Below are 17,110 nucleotides of genomic sequence, written 5' to 3' on the forward strand. Positions count from 1 at the left end.
CCCTGCAGGTTTTGAAGAACACTTGTCCCGGCGGCCATAATCATTCAATGGGCCGCCCGACAGGACGCCGCGGGCAAATGCGGCGTCCCCTAACGTCAATCCGGTCAGATCCTCTGCCAGGCGGCAACCGCCTGCGGCTTCAACACCGGCTCGCCCAGCGCTGGAACGGCTCCGTCGGGCAAAGCCCAGTCCTGCGTGCCGTAGTTGAAGGCGAAGACGAGATTGCCGCGTCGGCGAATGCGGATGAAATCCGGAACGGAGAGCGTGGAAAGGCCGGCTTTTTCGGCCGCAAGCGTCATGATGCCGGAGAGGAGCGCCTCATCCGCCCAGCAGGCCAGGTAGAGCACCCGATCCTTCTCAGTCAGCGCCGGATGGCCATCGTCGAAGCGGGCGAGAACGTTCCCCGTCGCCTCGATGTGTTCGCGCCAGCGGACGCCCGCACCCGACACCTGCCCATTCACCGGATGCGACAGCCCCGGACGCAAGGTTGCGACCTGCACCACGCGGTTACCGGTGAGAGAGGCGAGCGGCCCCGGCGGCAGGTTCTCCGGGAAACGAAAGTTGCGATCACGGGAGCCGCTGCGGGCGCCGATCAACACGGTGCCGCCTGCCTTTTCGAGTGCTGCCCGCGCGGCCTCGTCCACTTCCGTCATGCACGGAACAACCACCAGCGGATAACCTTCAAGGCGGGCGCCGGGACGGACAAAATCGACGTTCAGCCCCAGACGACGCAGCGCCTCGTACCAGCGGAAGCAAAGCTCCTCATAGCGGAAATCCCTGCCCTGCGGCTGGATCACCGTTGACCAGTAGCTCTGATAGTCGAAGACAAGAGCGACGGGAGCACGGTCGGTCTGCGGCAGATTGCCGAGCGCAGCCAGCTCCTGCGCCACCTGACGCGCCTCAAGCCCGCCCGGCGACCATTCGTCCAGACCGGCGAGGTTTAATCCGGCATGCATCATTTCCTGCGCGAACGTGGCCTGCCGCCAGCGGAAATAGCTGACAACCTCCGCACCATGCGCCAGCGCCTCCCAGGTCCACAGCCGCACCATGCCCGGCTTCGGTACCGGGTTCCAGGGCGCCCAGTTCACTGGTCCCGGCTGCTGCTCCATAACCCAGAATTTGCCTTTGCCCACCGCGCGGTAGAGGTCGTGATGGAAGGGAGCGATGTCCGGATGCGAGGTCTCCGCCCATCGATTGCGTTCGGCCTCCGAGAAGGGGAATTTTTCGACGAAACCGATCGGGTAACTGTCCCAGGAGGCGAGATCCAGATTGTCGCCGACCTTGAAGTGGTCGAAATCCAGCGTGAAGCCCATGAAATTGTGGGTGATCCAGCGGTCGGGCGAATGTTTGCGGATGATATCGCATTGCATCCTGTCATAGGCGGCGACCTGTTCGGAGTGGAAACGCCAAAAATCCAGTCGCGTCGCCGGGTTCGGCTCTGTCACGGTGAGATTCGGCAGCACGACATCCTCAAAGCCGTTCAACTCCATCGACCAGAAAACCGAGCCCCAGGCTTCGTTCAACTGATCGACGGATTGATAGCGTAGCCGCAGCCAGCGCTTGAAGCTTTTGAGATCCTCCGGCCCCCAGGAGATCGTCGTATCGTGGCAACCATATTCATTATCCGTCTGCCAGCCGGCAAGACCCGGATGGTTGCCATACCGCTTGGCAACGATGTCAACGATGCGCGCGCTCTCCTTCCACCAGGTCTCGGAGGAGAAGGTATAGTGGCGGCGCGACCCGAACCCGCGGGGCTTGCCGTCCTTGTCGTAGGGAAGGATGTCCGGGCACTCGTCGACCAGCCATTTCGGCGGCGTTGCGGTCGGGGTGCCGAGCACGATCTTCAGGCCCGCCTTGGCAAGAATGTCCATTGCCCGGTCCAGCCAGGCAAACTCGAACCGGTCCCGTAACGGCTCGATGCGCGACCAGGCGAATTCGCCGATCCGAACGAAAGAGATCCCGAGTTCGACCATGCGCCGCGCATCGGTTTCCCAGCGGCTCTCATCCCAGTGTTCCGGGTAATAACAAACGCCCAGCATTATCGTGTCAGATCCCCATTGATGACGGCGAGCCCGTTCGCGTCGAACAGATGGCAGGCCTTTGCATTGATTCCGAGCCGGATCGTGTCGCCCGGTCTTTCCCGCGCCAACCCATCGGCCTTGACGGCGAGTTCCGAGCCGTCCGATAGCGTGACAAAGAAGAGCGTTTCCGAACCGAGATATTCGGCGAGCTTCACGGTTGCCTCGATCACCACATCGCCCTTGCCGGTGGCATCGATGTGCTCCGGGCGCAGGCCAAAACTCATCTCGCCGCCACTGACGCTAGCACCGTGGGTCGGCAGGTGAAGATCTGCGCCGGGCAGGGCGATGGTCACAGAACCGCCCTCGCCAGCGGCAACCGCCACCTTGAGGACATTCATCTTCGGCGAGCCGATGAACCCGGCCACAAAGAGGTTGTTCGGTCGGTGATAGAGTTCCAACGGCGTGCCAACCTGTTCGATCCGGCCGGCCGACAGCACGACGATCTTGTCGGCCATGGTCATCGCCTCGACCTGGTCATGCGTCACGTAGATCATCGTCGCCTTCAGGTCCTGGTGCAGTGTCGACAGCTCAGTGCGCATCTGAACGCGCAAGGCCGCATCCAGGTTCGACAGCGGCTCGTCGAACAGGAAGACTTCCGGATTACGCACGATTGCGCGACCGATAGCAACGCGCTGGCGCTGGCCACCGGAAAGCTGGCCGGGCTTGCGCTTCAGAAGCGCATCGAGCTGCAGCATCTTCGCCGCACGTGCCGTGCGTTCGGCGATCAGCTCCTTCGGGTGGCCGGTCATCTTGAGGCCGAAGCCGATGTTTTCGGCCACCGTCATGTGCGGATAGAGCGCATAGGACTGGAAAACCATGGCCACGCCGCGTTCCGACGGCCCGACCTTCGTCATCTCGCGCCCGCCGATCGACAGCGCCCCCGAAGTGATCTCCTCAAGGCCGGCAATCATGCGCAGCAAGGTCGATTTTCCGCAGCCGGACGGGCCGACGAACACGCAGAACTCGCCGTCCCTCACATCGAGATCGACGCCCTTGATGACCTCGAGCGCACCGAACTGTTTTCTGACCTGGCGAAGGCTGACATCAGCCATGGATCTTGCCCCCCTTTGATGGAATGAGTTCAAGCAGCATCGCGCTTTCCGGCCTGAGCATCGGCAGCGGCAACCCGCCCATGCCGGCACTTTCGAGATTGAACGCAATGGCGCCGGAGAGAAGCCGAGTCTGCCCCTCGGACATGCGGATGACGTTGGGCTGCGCCGGCAGAACGGTCCGGATCGTCCACGCCCCGCCCAAACGGGTCACATGCTCCGGCAGCACCAGCGGTGCCGGCTGCTCGTTGACCATCTGCGGCCCCTGCGCGACGATCAGCACGATCCTTTCGGCACCGGCGGCGCCCCAGACGTAACGACCATCCACGGGCTCCATGTGGAAATTGGCGCCCGACGCGTGGAAGAGGTCACGCAGGCGCTTGTAGGTCTCGATATACACCTTGAGCTCATCACGTTCGTCCGCGCTCAACTCCAACGGGTTGAGTTCGACGCCGAGATGATAGGCAATCGCCACCAGGGCACGGAAAGACAGCGTGTGCCGGCGGCCCGTCTGGTGGTTCGGCGACGCGGAGATATGGCTGCCGAGGATTTCCGGCGGCACGAAACGGGAAGCACCCCGCTGGATCTCCAGCCGCTCCAGAGCGTCGGTGCAATCCGAGGCCCAGACCCGATGGGTCCTTGCCAGCACGCCGTAATCGATGCGACCACCGCCGGACGCGCAGCTTTCAATCTCGACACCCGGATGCGCCGCGCGGATACGGTCCATCAGAGCGTAGACCGCGCGGGTCTGCGCCGCGATCCTGGCGCGACCATCGCCACCGCCGGCATGGGTCAGGTCACGGTTCATGTCCCATTTGATGTAGGAGACCGCGTGGTTGGACAGCACCGCGTCGATCTTCGAAAACAGGTAATCGGAGACTTCGGGCCGCGTCAGGTCCAGCACCAGCTGCGTGCGCGATTGGAGGATCGGCCTGCCCTCGATCGTCAGTGCCCAGTCCGGATGCGCCTTGTAGAGCTCGGAGACGGGATTGACCATTTCCGGTTCGAACCAGATGCCGAACTGCATGCCGAGCCCGGTTACGTGATCGACCAGCGGCTTCAACCCGTCGGGATATTTGCGCGGATCGATATCCCAGTCGCCGAGGCTCGTCGTGTCGTCGTCGCGCCGGCCGAACCAGCCGTCGTCCAGCACGAAACGTTCAATGCCGAGTTCCGCCGCAGCCGTTGCCTGCGCCTTCAGCGAATCCATCCGGTGATCGAAGTAGTTGCCTTCCCAGGTGTTCAGCATCACCGGGCGCGGGCTCATCGCTCCGTGGGGCCAGGTCATCAACCCGCCGCGCACGAATGAGTGGAAGGCTGCCGTATCCGGACCGGCATAGGCAGTCGGGCTCTCGTAGCGCGCGCCCGGCACCAGGATCATCTCGCCCGGCTCGAACAGCTCTCCCAGATGGACCAGACGCCGGCCATCATCCGTGCGGTCGATGACCATCTGATGATTGCCGCTGAAACCGAGCGTCACACCGAAGCGCTGGCCGGCACCTTCAACGAAGAGCATGGGGAAACGGTCATGCGAGGTGCGGCCGCGGCGGTTTTCCTGCGCCCAGATGCCGTTGCCCAGCACCTCGCGCCGGGTCTGGAATTCTCGTCCCCACATGCCGGTAAAGCTCATGACCTCCACCGCACCGGCAGGCGCCAGGAAGGTTCCGGCCATGCATCGGTCGAGGTGGTAATCGCTGTCGCCGTCATTGATGAGCGTGGTAGCGATCGAGATGACGCCCCCGGCATGTTCCTTGAGCGTAACGGACAGCGAGAGCCTGGCCACGGTATCTGTGGCCGACAGCATGATCTGGTTTGCCGCCCGTTGGACGGTCCATCCCGCAAGCTGCACAACAAAATCACGGCCGGACCGATGACCGGCAATCGCCGGCCAGCCGAAAAAACCCATGCCGCCGGTGGGCAGCAGGACGGCAGACGGCACGGCAATGTCCATGCCGTTGATGCGGCTCGCGCGTTCGACCTCAACGAGCGGGTCGGCAATCGCGGCGGCCGATCCCAAATTCAGGATTTCCGGCATGCCGCGATCGGGCAGTCGCAGGCTCATGACAAAATTGCCGGAGCCGATATGCACAATCTCACTCATCCCTTGGTGGCTCCAAGCGTCAGGCCGGCGATGAAATGCCGCTGCATCAGGAAAAACATGGCGACCGGCGGCAGCGCCGCGACGATCGAACCGGCGGAAACCAGGTGCCAGGCGGCAACCCACTGGCCGTTCAGCGAGTAAAGCCCGGCGGTCACGGGCATGGCATGCTGGCCCTGAACCAGCACCGTCGCCCAGAAATAGTCGTTCCAGACGAAGGTGAAGACGAGCACGGAGAGCGCTGCGATGGCAGGCCGCATCAGGGGCAGCACGATGTAGCGAAAGATCCGCCATTCGGAGACGCCTTCGACGCGGGCGGATTCGATCAGCGCAAAGGGCAGGCCCTTGATGAAGTTGCGCATGAACAGCGTGCAGAAACCGGTCTGGAAGGCAACATGGAAGAGCACCAACCCAAGCGTCGTATCATAGAGCCCGGCGCGCAAGGTCATGTCGCGCACCGGCACCATCAGGATTTGGAACGGGATGAAATTGCCGGCCACGAACAGGAAGAAGAGCAGCAGATTGCCCTTGAACCGGTAGACGGCCAAAGCAAAACCCGTGAGGCAGGAGAGCGCCACGGCGCCGATGACGGTCGGGATCGTCACCTTGAAGGAATTCAGGATGTAAAGACCAATCGGCGAATCGCGGAAGACGGTCGTATAGTTCTCGACGCCTGCAAAGCCGGAGGGAATGCCGAAATAGTTGCCGGCCGCCAGGTCGCCCACCGGACGCACCGAGGTGATGGCGACACCGATGAGCGGCAGAAGCCACAGGATCAGCGCCAGCGGCAGCACAATCTTGTACGCTATCTGCGCAAAGGGGCTCGCCTTGTGGATGGGTGTCGGAAACATCAGGCGTTCCTTTCCTGCGACAGCATGCGCACGATGAAAAGCGTGATGAAGACCATCATGATGAGGAACAGCACCACGGCGATGGCCGCGCCATAGCCCATGCGGAAGCCGTATTCGGATAGCGCCTGTTCATACATGAAATACGACAGCACCTGACTGGAGCCATAGGGGCCGCCGGCCGTCATGATCGACACGAGATCGAACGAACGCAGCGAGCCGATGACGGTGACGACCATGGCGATGAAGGTGGCCGGCGCCAGTTGCGGCAGGATGACGAACCATAGAAGCTTCGCTCCCTTCGCGCCGTCCATGCGGGCGGCTTCCACCTGCTCCGGATTGATGTTGTTGAGACCGGTCAGGTAGAGGATCATGCAATAGGCCGTCTGCGGCCAGAGGCCGGCGGCGATAATGCCGTAGGTAACAAACCGTTCGTCGGCCAGGACAGCGACCTGTTCCCCCGTCAGCCATGCGATCAGCTGAGAAAAGAGCCCGAAATTCGGCGCATAGAACCAGGTGAACATGAGGCCCACGACCACCTGGCTGATCACGAACGGGAAAAAGAACAGCGACTTGTAGAGCCGAATGCCCGTGACCGTCTGATTGAGAAAGAGAGCAACCGCAAGCCCTGCCGGAATCGACAGCAGATAGAGGACCAGCCAGATGACGTTGTTCTTCAGCGACGTGTAGAAATCGTCGTCATCCAGAAGCTCGATGTAGTTGCCGAGCCCGATCCATACCTTTTCGCCCAGCCCGTCCCATTCGTGAAAGCTGATCCAGATGGATTGGACGATCGGCACCAGCACGTAGATGATGAACATCAGGAAGCCGGGCGCGAGAAACAGCCAGGGAGCAAGCTTCTGCTGGTTCTGCTTCCAGAAGCCCGGCGGGGAAGAAACGACCTCGGTCACGGCGACACCTCGCAATGTTTCACGAGAAGAAGCACCGGATGCCATCCTTCTTATGGGAGGCTTCGGCATCCGGCGCCGGGAGGATCACTTATTTGTAGACGCGCTGGCGGATCTTATCGAGGCGAGCCAGAATGGCGTCCGCCTTGTCCGGCTTGACCATGAACTCCTGGAACCCTTCCATGCCGGCCTTGGCCATTTCGGCCGGCGCATCGCGGTCGTAGAACTGTGCCAGCGCATAGGCGTTGGACAGCATTTCGAAACCCGCCCGCAGGAAAGGATCGTCAGACTTGGTCGCCTGGTTGTTGATCGGCAACTGCCCCAGGATCGCATTCATCTTCGTCTGGGTTTCGGGCAGCGCCAGATAGGCCAGGAACGTGCGGGCATCCGCCTTGTTCTTGGCGCCCGACGGGATGTGGAAGGATTCGGTCGGCGCATCCTCGGCCATCGGAATGCCGGGCGTGATGACCGGGAACTGCAGGAAGCCGATCTGGTCTTCCTTCAGCCCGCCATCCTTCATGGTGGCAACCGCAAAATTGCCCATCAGATACATGGCCGCCTTGCCCTGCACCATCAGCGGTACCGCGTCCTGCCAGTCAATGGCCGCATGGTTTTCGTTGAAATAGCCCGGCTTCACGAGTTCGGCCCATTTGTCGAACACGGCTTTGACGCGCGGGTCGGTGTAGGGGACCTTCCCGGCCGTCAGATCCATATGGAACTCGTACCCGTTGACGCGAAGGTTCAGGTAATCGAACCAGCCGCCCGTTGGCCAGAGCGCCTTGGTGCCGATGGTGAATGGCGTGATACCGGCGGCCTTCAGTTTTTCACACGCAGCCAGCAGTTCCGCCCAGGTCTTCGGCGGGGCAATGCCCTTCTCCGCAAAGATGTCCTTGCGATAGTAGATGCCCCATTGATACGTGGAATAAGGGATCCCCCACTTCTTGCCGTCGATTTCCATCGACTTGGTCGCCGACTTCAGCTGGTTGTTCAGGTCACCCTGCGCCCAGAGATCGCTCACATCCTCGAATAGTCCCGCCTTGACGAAGGGAGCCATCCGGTTGCCGGAGTACCAGGACACGACATCCGGCGGGTCCGCCGTCAGGAAGTTGCGAATGGCGGACTTGTAGCCTTCGTGGTCAAAGTTGTTCCACTTGACCTTGATATCTGGATGCGCCTTCTGGAAATCCGCGATCAGCTGCTCCATCGCCTTTTTCGGGGCCGGATCGGACTGGTCCGAATTGATCACCAGGTCGCCGGCGAAAGCGGTCGCCGCGGTCAGGGCATAGGCAAGGCTGAAGCCTGCCAAAGACTTACGTGTTATCATGTCATCCTCCCAAAGATCCCTTGCATGCCTGCCCGGAAGCGCAATGCATCGCGTCCGCCTCCCCGCAGTCGCAGGCTTGACAGTGACCGAGAAAGCCGCAACTTTCCTCCATGGTTTGGCGATAAATTTCCGGAATCCTAACATCTGGAGGACGCACCGACGATTCGTTCTGCAACAGTGAACCATCTGGGAGCCGTCCCGGCGCATCCGGAACTTGACCCGTCTCATCCGCTCGTGGTGTTTGGCGACCATCAGTTCTGCGCTGGAAACCTGATGGAGGTCCAGCGGATGGCTGGTCCCCACATGCACAGCCAGATCGAACTCAACTTCGTTCTGGATGGCCATATGACCTATTTGTTTGACGGGCGCGAACTGACCGTCGACAAGAACAGGCTTTGTCTCTTCTGGGGCATGATCCCGCATCAGGTGATAGACTGCGCGGAGAGCACGCGTTTCGTCTGCCTTTACGTTCCGATGTCGGTGCTTCTCGGCTTTCCCAATCTCAGCCGGTTTCGCGATGCGGTGTTCCGGGGCGCGGTGATCGAGGCGCTCGATATGCGTCCCTGGGACCGGGATGTCTTTCTTCGCTGGCGCGACGAGATTCTGTCGGGTGATGCGGAAGTGATGGAGATCGTCCGTTCGGAACTGATGGCGCGGGTGATGCGCATTGAGCGCGAGGGCTGGCGAGACCTGCGCGAGCAGGGCGCGGCCATTTTCTCCTCCGGTCAACGCGATGCCGATTGGGTGGTGCATGTGGAAAACATGCTGCGTTTCATCGGCGAAGGGGCGCTTGGCAATATCTCCGCCGAAGATGTGGGACGTGCGGCCGGCCTGCATCCGAACTATGCGATGACGCTGTTTCGCAAGGCGGTCGGCATGACCATCAACCAGGCGATCATCCGTCACCGGCTGGATACGGCGCAGTCGCTGTTGATCGCGACGGACCTGCCGATCACTGAGGTGGCGTATGAGTCCGGCTTCGGCTCGCTATCGACCTTCTACGATGCCTTCCAGAAACGGTTTCGCGAGAAGCCTGTCCAGTTCCGCCGCCGCATGCGACCCGCCGCGGGCGCGGCATAAATCGGCGCGACCGACGCGGCGAAGCGTCTCCGCAGCGGTGATCGGACCCTGTCCGAATTTGAGCAATTCCTTACGTCGCGAGCGGTGGCGTTAACCATTCGTTAACCAAATCAGCGCTACCCATACGTCAACGATTTGTTTACGTAGATGACCGAAGTGCTAACAGACTCTCGCTCCATCAGGATCAAAGGCCGCTCCTTTCTGGCGGTCGTTTTGTCTCCGGACCTGCCGCTGGATGACTGGCTGGTGCGGCTGGACGATCTGGCTGCCCGTTCTGCTGGTTTTTTCCTGAACCGCCCCGTGGTTCTGGATGTTGAAGGTCTCGGCATCAACCGGGCCGAGCTGACGGAATTCCTGGACAAGCTTGCCGACCGCAATGTCCGCATCATGGGCATCGAAGGGGCAAAGCCGTCGATGATCTCGCCCGGCATGCCGCCGGTGCTGAAAGGTGGCCGCCCGGCTGGCGATGTCGAGGTGCCGGAAACCGAGGTCCCGGACGACAAAACCGCCGAGGACCGCCCGGAAACCGCTGCCTCCCATGCGCCGGCACCCACCGTCGCGCAGGACAGCCGTTCTTCCCACCCGTCGCTGGTGATCAACGAACCCGTAAGGTCCGGGCAATCGATCATCTTTACGGAAGGGGATGTGACCGTTGTCGGGTCCGTCGCCTCCGGCGCGGAAGTCATCGCCGGCGGCTCCGTCCATATCTATGGCGCCCTGCGGGGGCGAGCCATGGCGGGCTCCGTCGGAAATGCGTCCGCGCGCATCTTCTGCCGGAAACTGGAGGCGGAGCTGATCGCAATCGACGGCATCTACAAAATGGCTGAGGACTTGCCGCCGGAGCTGCTGGGGAAACCCGTCCAGCTATGGCTCGAAGGCGATGCAGTCATGGCCGAGAAACTTAACTGAGCCCAATCACGCTCATTCACAGGAGATAAAGATGGGGAAGGTAATCGTCGTCACGTCAGGCAAGGGCGGAGTTGGCAAGACCACATCGACCGCTGCACTGGGTGCAGCACTCGCCCAACGCAATGAAAAGGTCGTCGTCGTGGACTTCGACGTGGGCCTGCGCAACCTCGACCTCGTGATGGGCGCCGAGCGCCGCGTGGTCTACGACCTGATCAACGTGATCCAGGGCGATGCGAAGCTCACCCAGGCGCTGATCCGCGACAAGCGGCTGGAAAACCTGTTCCTGCTGCCGGCCTCCCAGACCCGCGACAAGGACAACCTCACGCCGGAAGGTGTCGAGTGGGTGATCAACGAGCTGAAGCGCTATTTCGACTGGGTGATCTGCGACAGCCCCGCCGGTATCGAACGCGGCGCGACGCTGGCCATGCGCCATGCCGACATCGCCGTCGTGGTCACGAACCCGGAAGTCTCCTCGGTGCGCGATTCCGACCGCATCATCGGCCTGCTCGATTCGAAGACCATGAAGGCCGAGCGCGGCGAGCGGATGGAGAAGCACCTGCTTCTGACCCGTTACGACGGGGCCCGCGCCCAGCGTGGCGACATGCTGAAGGTCGATGACGTTCTGGAAATCCTGTCGATCCCGCTGCTCGGCATCATTCCGGAAAGCTCCGACGTGCTGCGCGCATCGAACCTCGGCGCACCGGTGACGCTCGCCGACGCCCGCTGCGCTCCGTCGCTTGCCTATTTCGAGGCAGCCCGTCGCCTTGCCGGCGAAGACATTCCGGTTTCCATTCCGGAAGAAAAGCGCGGCATCTTCGGCAAGATCTTCGGGAGGGCTGCATGAATATTTTCCGCCTCTTCAACAAGCAGCGTTCCGCGCCTCTTGCTCGGGAGCGGCTGCAGGTTCTCCTCGCCCATGAACGCGCGTCCTCCGGAACCGATCTCGTCGCGGTGCTGCGCGAAGAAATCCTGGCCGTCATCGCCAAGCATGTCGAACTCGATAACGACCGGGTTCACGTGAAGATGGATCGCGATGAAAACATGTCGATCCTCGAGATCGACGTGGAAATCCCGCTCAACGCGAGCCGTCAGGCCGCCTGATCCGGCACAGACCGCAAATGCCAGACATCAAAAAGGGCCGCTCATGACGGCCCTTTTTCCATGGCACCTCTGGCTTGCCCCATCAGAGCAAGGTGTCGCGGATCTTCTTCAGCGCAAGCTCGTCATCCTCGCCGTAGGGGATCATGCCTTTCAGCCGCCCGTCGGGGCCAATGAGCAACAGCGAGGTGGTGTGGCTCATGTGATAGTCGCTGTCGTCACCATAGGTGCGCGCGGCGTGGATCATCCAGCCATCGGTGACTTTCTGCATTTCCTCAGGCGTGCCGGTGATGCCGGTGATCCGATCCGTGATCGAGGTCACGTAGGCATGCATGACATCCGGCATATCGCGTGCAGGGTCAATCGTGAAGAAATAGGCCTTCAGCTTTTCACCCTCCGGCCCGAGCTTGTTCAGCCAGCCAGAAACCTCGAACAGGGTGGTCGGGCAGACCTCCGGGCAATGAGTATAGCCGAAATAGACAATTGAGGGACGTCCCTTGAACAGGGTCTGATCGACCGATGCACCCCGATCGTCCACCAGCGAGAATTTTGCGTCGAACGGGCCGGTGCGGGCCCGCGCGCTATCGGCCGAGACCCAGAACATGATGCCGACCAGTCCGGCAAAGAAGATGCCGGCGATCCCGATCGCCAGCAACGCCATGGGGTTCCGGTTCACTTCTTGTGCTCCTTGTGTGCATCGCCCGCATGCGCATCACCGCCTGCCGGGCCAACCGCAAACTCGACCTCCACCGGCCCCGCCTTTTCGAAGGTCAGAACCGCCTTGACCATCTCACCCTCCTTGAACGGTTGAGAGACGTTCATGAACATCAGATGGTATCCACCCGGTTTCAGCTCAACCGTATCGCCGGCCGGAACAACGATGCCTTGTGGCAATTCTCGCATCTTCATGATGGTTCCGTCCATGCTCATCTCGTGAATTTGAACGGAAGTTGCGCGATCCGACGAGACGGAGACCAGGCGATCGTCGGTGTTGCCGGGATTGACGATCTTGAAATATCCGCCGCCAACCTTGGCGCCCGGCAGCATGGCCCGGCTGTAGGGATGGCCGATTTCGAGTTCTCCCACCTTGAAGCCGTGCGCGCCGGCAAGGCCGGTGCCGAGAAGGAAGGCCGCAAGGAAGGCTGCGCTGTTCAAAAATTTTCTCATGATCGTGCTCGTCTGTTCAGGAATTACGTGACGGGCTGGTTCGGAAGAGACCGTTCAGACAGGTCCGTGCGCCGCACCCTTTGCCCCTATCGGGGCCGTTCCCGCAGGCAATGGCAGCCCCAGGCTCCATCCGCAGGAATCGACACCATCAGGCCGCAGCGACCGGCGGTGCGCGTGGTGCGGCATTCGGTTGGAAAGGCGGGCGTCCTGGAACATCCAACCGCGGCGGCAACGGCAGGTGAGCCGACAGGGTTGTCCGCACCGTCTCGACGTAAGAAGCAGCGGGCAGCAGAAGCGCCGCACTCAAGCGACACGCCTCGCAACCATTGGGGCCGAGGCCAGAATGACGCTGATGATCATCGTGACCGCTTGTCGCCAGGCAAAGCACCGGCACCGTTCCGTCGGGAAGCGTGTAGGCGGCCACCTCGGAGAGTGGAATACCGAAGGCTCTGGCATCAATCGGCGTATGGGCAAACGCCAGAGCGCAGAGTGCAAACGCACAGATCAGGCGAAGAGCCGCCTGCCAATTCCGTCGTCTGCCATGTCTGCGCGCCAAAGTCATAACGGGAGTGTTAGCAGAAGATTTGCACCGCACAATGCGGCAGTTTGTCGGGCGTCAGTTTGTCAGGCAACCGTCTCCGGTCCGCGCATTGTCAAGCGCTGCCCCAGTGCGGGCATGAATCATCTCCCAAAAAAACCGGCGCGTGATACGTCACGCGCCGGCCACAGGTCACTGGTCCGCCCGTCTTATTTCTTCTGCCAGCTCTTCACGAGGTCGTCGTAATTGACCGTGATCGGCTTTTCCTTCTCGTTTTCGATCTTCAGCTGCGGCGCGAGATTGCCCTTGGAAACGGCATCCTTGTTCCAGTAGGCCAGATCGTGTTCTTCCGCGAGCTTCGGGCCGATATCACCCTGCACGCCGGCACGTTCCAGGCGCTGCATCACCTTTTCCTGCTCGGCGCAGAGCGAATCCATCGCCGCCTGCGCGGTCTTGGCGCCGGAGGATGCGTCACCGATCGCCTGCCACCACAACTGGGCAAGCTTCGGATAATCCGGAACGTTGGTGCCGGTCGGCGACCACTGCAGACGCGCCGGCGAGCGATAGAACTCGACCAGACCGCCAAGCTTTGGCGCCCGTTCGGTGAACGACTTGTGATCGAGCGTGGACTGGCGGATGAAGGTCAGACCCACATGGCTCTTCTTCACATCCACCGTCTTCGACGTGACGAACTGGGCGTAGAGCCAGGCCGCCTTGGCGCGGTCTTCCGGGGTGGACTTCATCAGCGTCCAGGAGCCGGCATCCTGATAGCCGAGCTTCATGCCGTCCTTCCAGTAGACACCATGCGGGCTCGGCGCAAAGCGCCACTTCGGAGTGCCGTCCTCATTCACCACCGGCAGGCCCGGCTTCACGAAGTCCGCGGTAAAGGCGGTATAGGTGAACATCTGCTGGGCGACTTCACCCTGCGACGGCACCGGTCCGGATTCCGAGAAGGTCATGCCCTGGGCAGCCGGAGGCGCGTATTTCTTCATCCAGTCGAGATACTTCTGGATGGCGTAGACGGAGGCGGGACCGTTCGTATCACCGCCGCGCGCGACGCATGATCCGACCGGCTGGGACTTCTCGTTGACCTTGATGCCCCATTCATCGACCGGCAGGCCGTTCGGGATGCCCTTGTCGCCGTTGCCGGCCATCGACAGCCAGGCATCGGTAAAGCGCCAGCCGAGCGAGGGGTCCTTCTTGCCGTAGTCCATGTGACCATAGACCTTCTTCCCGCCAATCTCGCGGCCGGTGAAGAACTCGGCAATATCCTCATAGGCCGACCAGTTGACCGGCACGCCGAGATCATAGCCGTACTTTGCCTTGAAGTCGGCCTTGTTCTTCTCGTCGTTGAACCAGTCGTAGCGGAAGAAATAGAGGTTGGCGAATTGCTGTGTCGGAAGCTGGTAGAGCTTGCCGTCCGGTGCGGTGGTAAACGACTTGCCGATGAAGTCGTCGATGTCGAGGTTGGGGTTGGTGACCGCCTTGCCTTCGTTCGCCATCCAGTCCGTCAGGTTGCGGACCTGCTTGTAGCGCCAGTGGGTCCCGATGAGATCGCTGTCGTTGATGTAGGCGTCGTAGATGTTCTCGCCCGACTGCATCTGGGTCTGCAGCTTTTCGACGACATCACCTTCACCGATCAGGTCATGGGTGATCTTGATGCCGGTAATGGCGGTGAAGGCGGGTGCCAGCACTTTGGATTCATACTCATGCGTGGTGATGGTTTCCGAGACCACCTTGATGTCCATACCGGCAAAGGGCTTTGCCGCATCGATAAACCACTGCATTTCCTGTTCCTGGGCAGCGCGATCGAGGACGGACATGTCCTTGATCTCCTTGTCCAGGAAGGATTTTGCGGCGTTCATGTCGGCAAAGGCCGCACCGCTGGTGGCCAGCAGCATCGCTGCCGTCGTGGTCAAAAGTCGCTTTCGCATTGTCATCCTCCCGAAGTTTGCGAATGCAGTTTCCCGTCTAATCCGGACAGACGACCTCCCGCCGCCTGCACCGGCAATCCGGCCCTAGACGAAGCGGAATACGCCGACGGCGTAGACCACGGACAGGGCAAGAGCCCACCACAGGTTCGGCCCTCCCAGGCCGAGCCAGGCAAGATGAATAAAGGCCGATCCGAGGAGCGAGATGAACAGGCGGTCGCCGCGCGTCGTCTCGAAGCGCAGGATGCCCACTCTCGGGCCACCGCCCGGCCGAACATATTCCCAAACGCCCATCGCGGCGATCAGGCAGAAGATCACGATGAAGAAGAGCGCCGTTGGCAGCGTCCAGGCCATCCAGGAAAAGTCCATCGGAACCTCCTCTCACACGCGGCCGAGGGCAAAGCCCTTGGCAATGTAGTTGCGGACGAAATAGATAACGAGCGCGCCTGGAATGATGGTCAGCACGCCGGCCGCCGCCAGCACGCCCCAATCCATGCCCGAGGCGGACACCGTGCGCGTCATCGTCGCGGCAATCGGCTTGGCATCCGTCGTCGTCAGCGTGCGGGCAATCAGCAGTTCCACCCACGAGAACATGAAGCAGAAGAAGGCGGCCACCCCGATGCCGGACGCGATCAACGGCATGAAGATCTTCACGAAGAATTTCGGGAAGGAATAGCCGTCGATATAAGCCGTCTCGTCGATCTCCTTCGGCACGCCCGACATGAAACCTTCGAGGATCCAGACCGCCAGCGGCACGTTGAACAGGCAGTGGGCGATCGCCACGGCGATATGCGTATCGATCAGGCCGAAGGCGGAATAGAGCTGGAAGAAGGGCAGCGCGAAGACGGCGGGCGGTGCCATGCGGTTGGTCAAAAGCCAGAAGAACAGGTGCTTGTCGCCCAGGAACCGGTAGCGGGAAAACGCATAGGCTGCCGGCAGCGCCGCGGAGACCGAGATCACCGTGTTCAGCACCACATAGATGATCGAGTTGATGTAACCGCCATACCAGGCGGGATCGGTGAAGATCACCCGGTAGTTCTGCAATGTTGGGCTTTGTGGCCAGAGCGAGAAGTCGCCGAGGATTTCCGTGTTCGTCTTGAAGCTCATATTCGCCAGCCAGTAGATCGGCAGGATGAGGAAGACGATATAGAGCGTCGGGATCAGGAAGCCGTAGCTGCGTTTGGTGTGTGACATACCCGGCCTCCTCAATTCTGCTGCTGTTCGTCGCTCTGCGTCATGACGGTGTAGAAGACCCATGACAGGAGCAGGATGATCAGAAAGTAGATGATCGACATGGCCGCAGCCGGACCGAGGTCGAACTGGCCGACCGCCATCTTGACGAGATCGATCGACAGGAAGGTGGTGGAATTGCCGGGCCCGCCGCCGGTGACGACGAAGGGCTCGGTATAGATCATGAAACTGTCCATGAAGCGCAGCAGCACGGCGATCAAAAGCACCCGCTTCATCTTCGGCAGCTGGATGTAGCGGAACACCGACCAGCGCGAGGCGCCGTCAATCTTGGCCGCCTGGTAATACGCATCCGGAATGGAGACGAGGCCGGCATAGCAGAGCAGCACGACAAGGCTCGTCCAGTGCCAGACATCCATGACGATGACCGTCACCCAGGCATCCACCGGGTCCTGCGTATAGTTGTAATCGACGCCGATGCTGTTCAGCGTATAGCCGAGCAGGCCGATATCGACGCGTCCAAACACCTGCCAGATCGTACCGACAACGTTCCACGGGATGAGCAACGGCAGGGCCATCAGCACCAGGCAGACCGGCACGCCGAGCCCCTTCTTCGGCATGTTGAGCGCGATCAGGATACCGAGCGGCACTTCAATTGCCAGAATGATGGCCGAGAAGCTGAGATTGCGCATCAGCGCATTCCAGAAGCGGTCGGAATTGAGCATCTGGGTGAACCAGTCTGTGCCCGCCCAGAAGAACTGATTGTTGCCGAACGTATCCTGAACCGAATAGTTGACGACCGTCATCAGCGGGATGACGGCGGAAAAGGCGACCAGCACCAGCACCGGCAGCACCATGAACCAGGCCTTGTTGTTCCAGGTCTTGTTCATC

The 17,110-nt window shown here is 61.2% G+C and carries 16 protein-coding genes; 4 read left to right on the top strand and 12 right to left on the bottom strand.

The genetic code is table 11. The features are described from left to right. Positions 1–104: 104 nt before the first annotated feature. The 6 genes from G6N78_RS21610 to G6N78_RS21635 are packed head-to-tail and all read right to left on the bottom strand — an operon-like array spanning position 105 to position 8,308. Positions 105–2,039, bottom strand: coding sequence for a beta-galactosidase (locus tag G6N78_RS21610; RefSeq protein WP_165223727.1), 1,935 nt, complete (start codon positions 2,037–2,039; stop codon positions 105–107). Continuing rightward, positions 2,039–3,133: an ABC transporter ATP-binding protein gene (locus G6N78_RS21615; protein WP_165223730.1), complete on the bottom strand. Its 1,095-nt coding sequence runs from the start codon at positions 3,131–3,133 to the stop codon at positions 2,039–2,041. The genes G6N78_RS21610 and G6N78_RS21615 overlap by 1 nt, the downstream gene beginning before the upstream one ends. Further along, positions 3,126–5,231, bottom strand: coding sequence for an alpha-galactosidase (locus G6N78_RS21620; RefSeq protein WP_165223733.1), 2,106 nt, complete (start codon positions 5,229–5,231; stop codon positions 3,126–3,128). The genes G6N78_RS21615 and G6N78_RS21620 overlap by 8 nt, the downstream gene beginning before the upstream one ends. Next, the gene (locus G6N78_RS21625; RefSeq protein WP_165223736.1) at positions 5,228–6,079 is read right to left on the bottom strand and encodes a carbohydrate ABC transporter permease; all 852 of its coding nucleotides are present in this window, start codon (positions 6,077–6,079) and stop codon (positions 5,228–5,230) included. Before G6N78_RS21625 ends, G6N78_RS21620 begins: the two co-directional genes overlap by 4 nt. Beyond that, on the bottom strand, positions 6,079–7,032 hold the full coding sequence (locus G6N78_RS21630) for a carbohydrate ABC transporter permease (RefSeq protein WP_370691544.1): 954 nt from the start codon (positions 7,030–7,032) through the stop codon (positions 6,079–6,081). The genes G6N78_RS21625 and G6N78_RS21630 overlap by 1 nt, the downstream gene beginning before the upstream one ends. Positions 7,033–7,075: 43 nt before the next feature. Beyond that, positions 7,076–8,308: an ABC transporter substrate-binding protein gene (locus tag G6N78_RS21635; protein ID WP_165223742.1), complete on the bottom strand. Its 1,233-nt coding sequence runs from the start codon at positions 8,306–8,308 to the stop codon at positions 7,076–7,078. A 288-nt stretch (positions 8,309–8,596) separates the two neighbouring features. Here G6N78_RS21635 and G6N78_RS21640 point away from each other — a divergent pair, with 288 nt between their 5' ends. The 4 genes from G6N78_RS21640 to minE all read left to right on the top strand — a co-directional run bounded on the left by G6N78_RS21640 (position 8,597) and on the right by minE (position 11,398). Next, on the top strand, positions 8,597–9,388 hold the full coding sequence (locus G6N78_RS21640) for a helix-turn-helix domain-containing protein (RefSeq protein ID WP_234906083.1): 792 nt from the start codon (positions 8,597–8,599) through the stop codon (positions 9,386–9,388). A gap of 147 nt (positions 9,389–9,535) precedes the next feature. Next, positions 9,536–10,297, top strand: a complete 762-nt coding sequence (gene minC, locus G6N78_RS21645; RefSeq protein ID WP_165223746.1) for a septum site-determining protein MinC — start codon at positions 9,536–9,538, stop codon at positions 10,295–10,297. A 31-nt stretch (positions 10,298–10,328) separates the two neighbouring features. Beyond that, complete coding sequence (gene minD, locus G6N78_RS21650; protein WP_165223749.1) at positions 10,329–11,141, top strand: septum site-determining protein MinD; 813 nt, start codon at positions 10,329–10,331, stop codon at positions 11,139–11,141. Beyond that, positions 11,138–11,398, top strand: coding sequence for a cell division topological specificity factor MinE (gene minE / locus G6N78_RS21655; RefSeq protein ID WP_165223752.1), 261 nt, complete (start codon positions 11,138–11,140; stop codon positions 11,396–11,398). Before minD ends, minE begins: the two co-directional genes overlap by 4 nt. A gap of 82 nt (positions 11,399–11,480) precedes the next feature. Here the strand turns inward: minE and G6N78_RS21660 are convergent, their stop codons facing one another. The 6 genes from G6N78_RS21660 to G6N78_RS21685 form a co-directional block, all read right to left on the bottom strand. Next, positions 11,481–12,071, bottom strand: coding sequence for an SCO family protein (locus G6N78_RS21660; protein ID WP_234906084.1), 591 nt, complete (start codon positions 12,069–12,071; stop codon positions 11,481–11,483). Next, positions 12,068–12,562: a copper chaperone PCu(A)C gene (locus G6N78_RS21665; protein WP_165223755.1), complete on the bottom strand. Its 495-nt coding sequence runs from the start codon at positions 12,560–12,562 to the stop codon at positions 12,068–12,070. Before G6N78_RS21665 ends, G6N78_RS21660 begins: the two co-directional genes overlap by 4 nt. 747 nt (positions 12,563–13,309) lie before the next feature. Further along, a complete protein-coding gene (locus G6N78_RS21670; RefSeq protein WP_165223758.1) occupies positions 13,310–15,034 on the bottom strand; it encodes an ABC transporter substrate-binding protein in 1,725 nt (574 codons plus the stop codon). 84 nt (positions 15,035–15,118) lie between these two features. After that, entirely contained in the window at positions 15,119–15,400 is a 282-nt protein-coding gene (locus G6N78_RS21675; protein ID WP_165223760.1) for a DUF2160 domain-containing protein, read from the bottom strand. A gap of 12 nt (positions 15,401–15,412) precedes the next feature. After that, positions 15,413–16,225 (bottom strand): carbohydrate ABC transporter permease, encoded by an 813-nt coding sequence (locus G6N78_RS21680; protein WP_165223763.1) that lies wholly within the window; start codon positions 16,223–16,225, stop codon positions 15,413–15,415. A gap of 11 nt (positions 16,226–16,236) precedes the next feature. Beyond that, positions 16,237–17,109 (bottom strand): carbohydrate ABC transporter permease, encoded by an 873-nt coding sequence (locus tag G6N78_RS21685; protein ID WP_165223766.1) that lies wholly within the window; start codon positions 17,107–17,109, stop codon positions 16,237–16,239. Position 17,110: the final 1 nt, after the last annotated feature.

This window comes from Allorhizobium pseudoryzae (assembly GCF_011046245.1).
Classification (GTDB): Bacteria; Pseudomonadota; Alphaproteobacteria; order Rhizobiales; family Rhizobiaceae; genus Neorhizobium; species Neorhizobium pseudoryzae.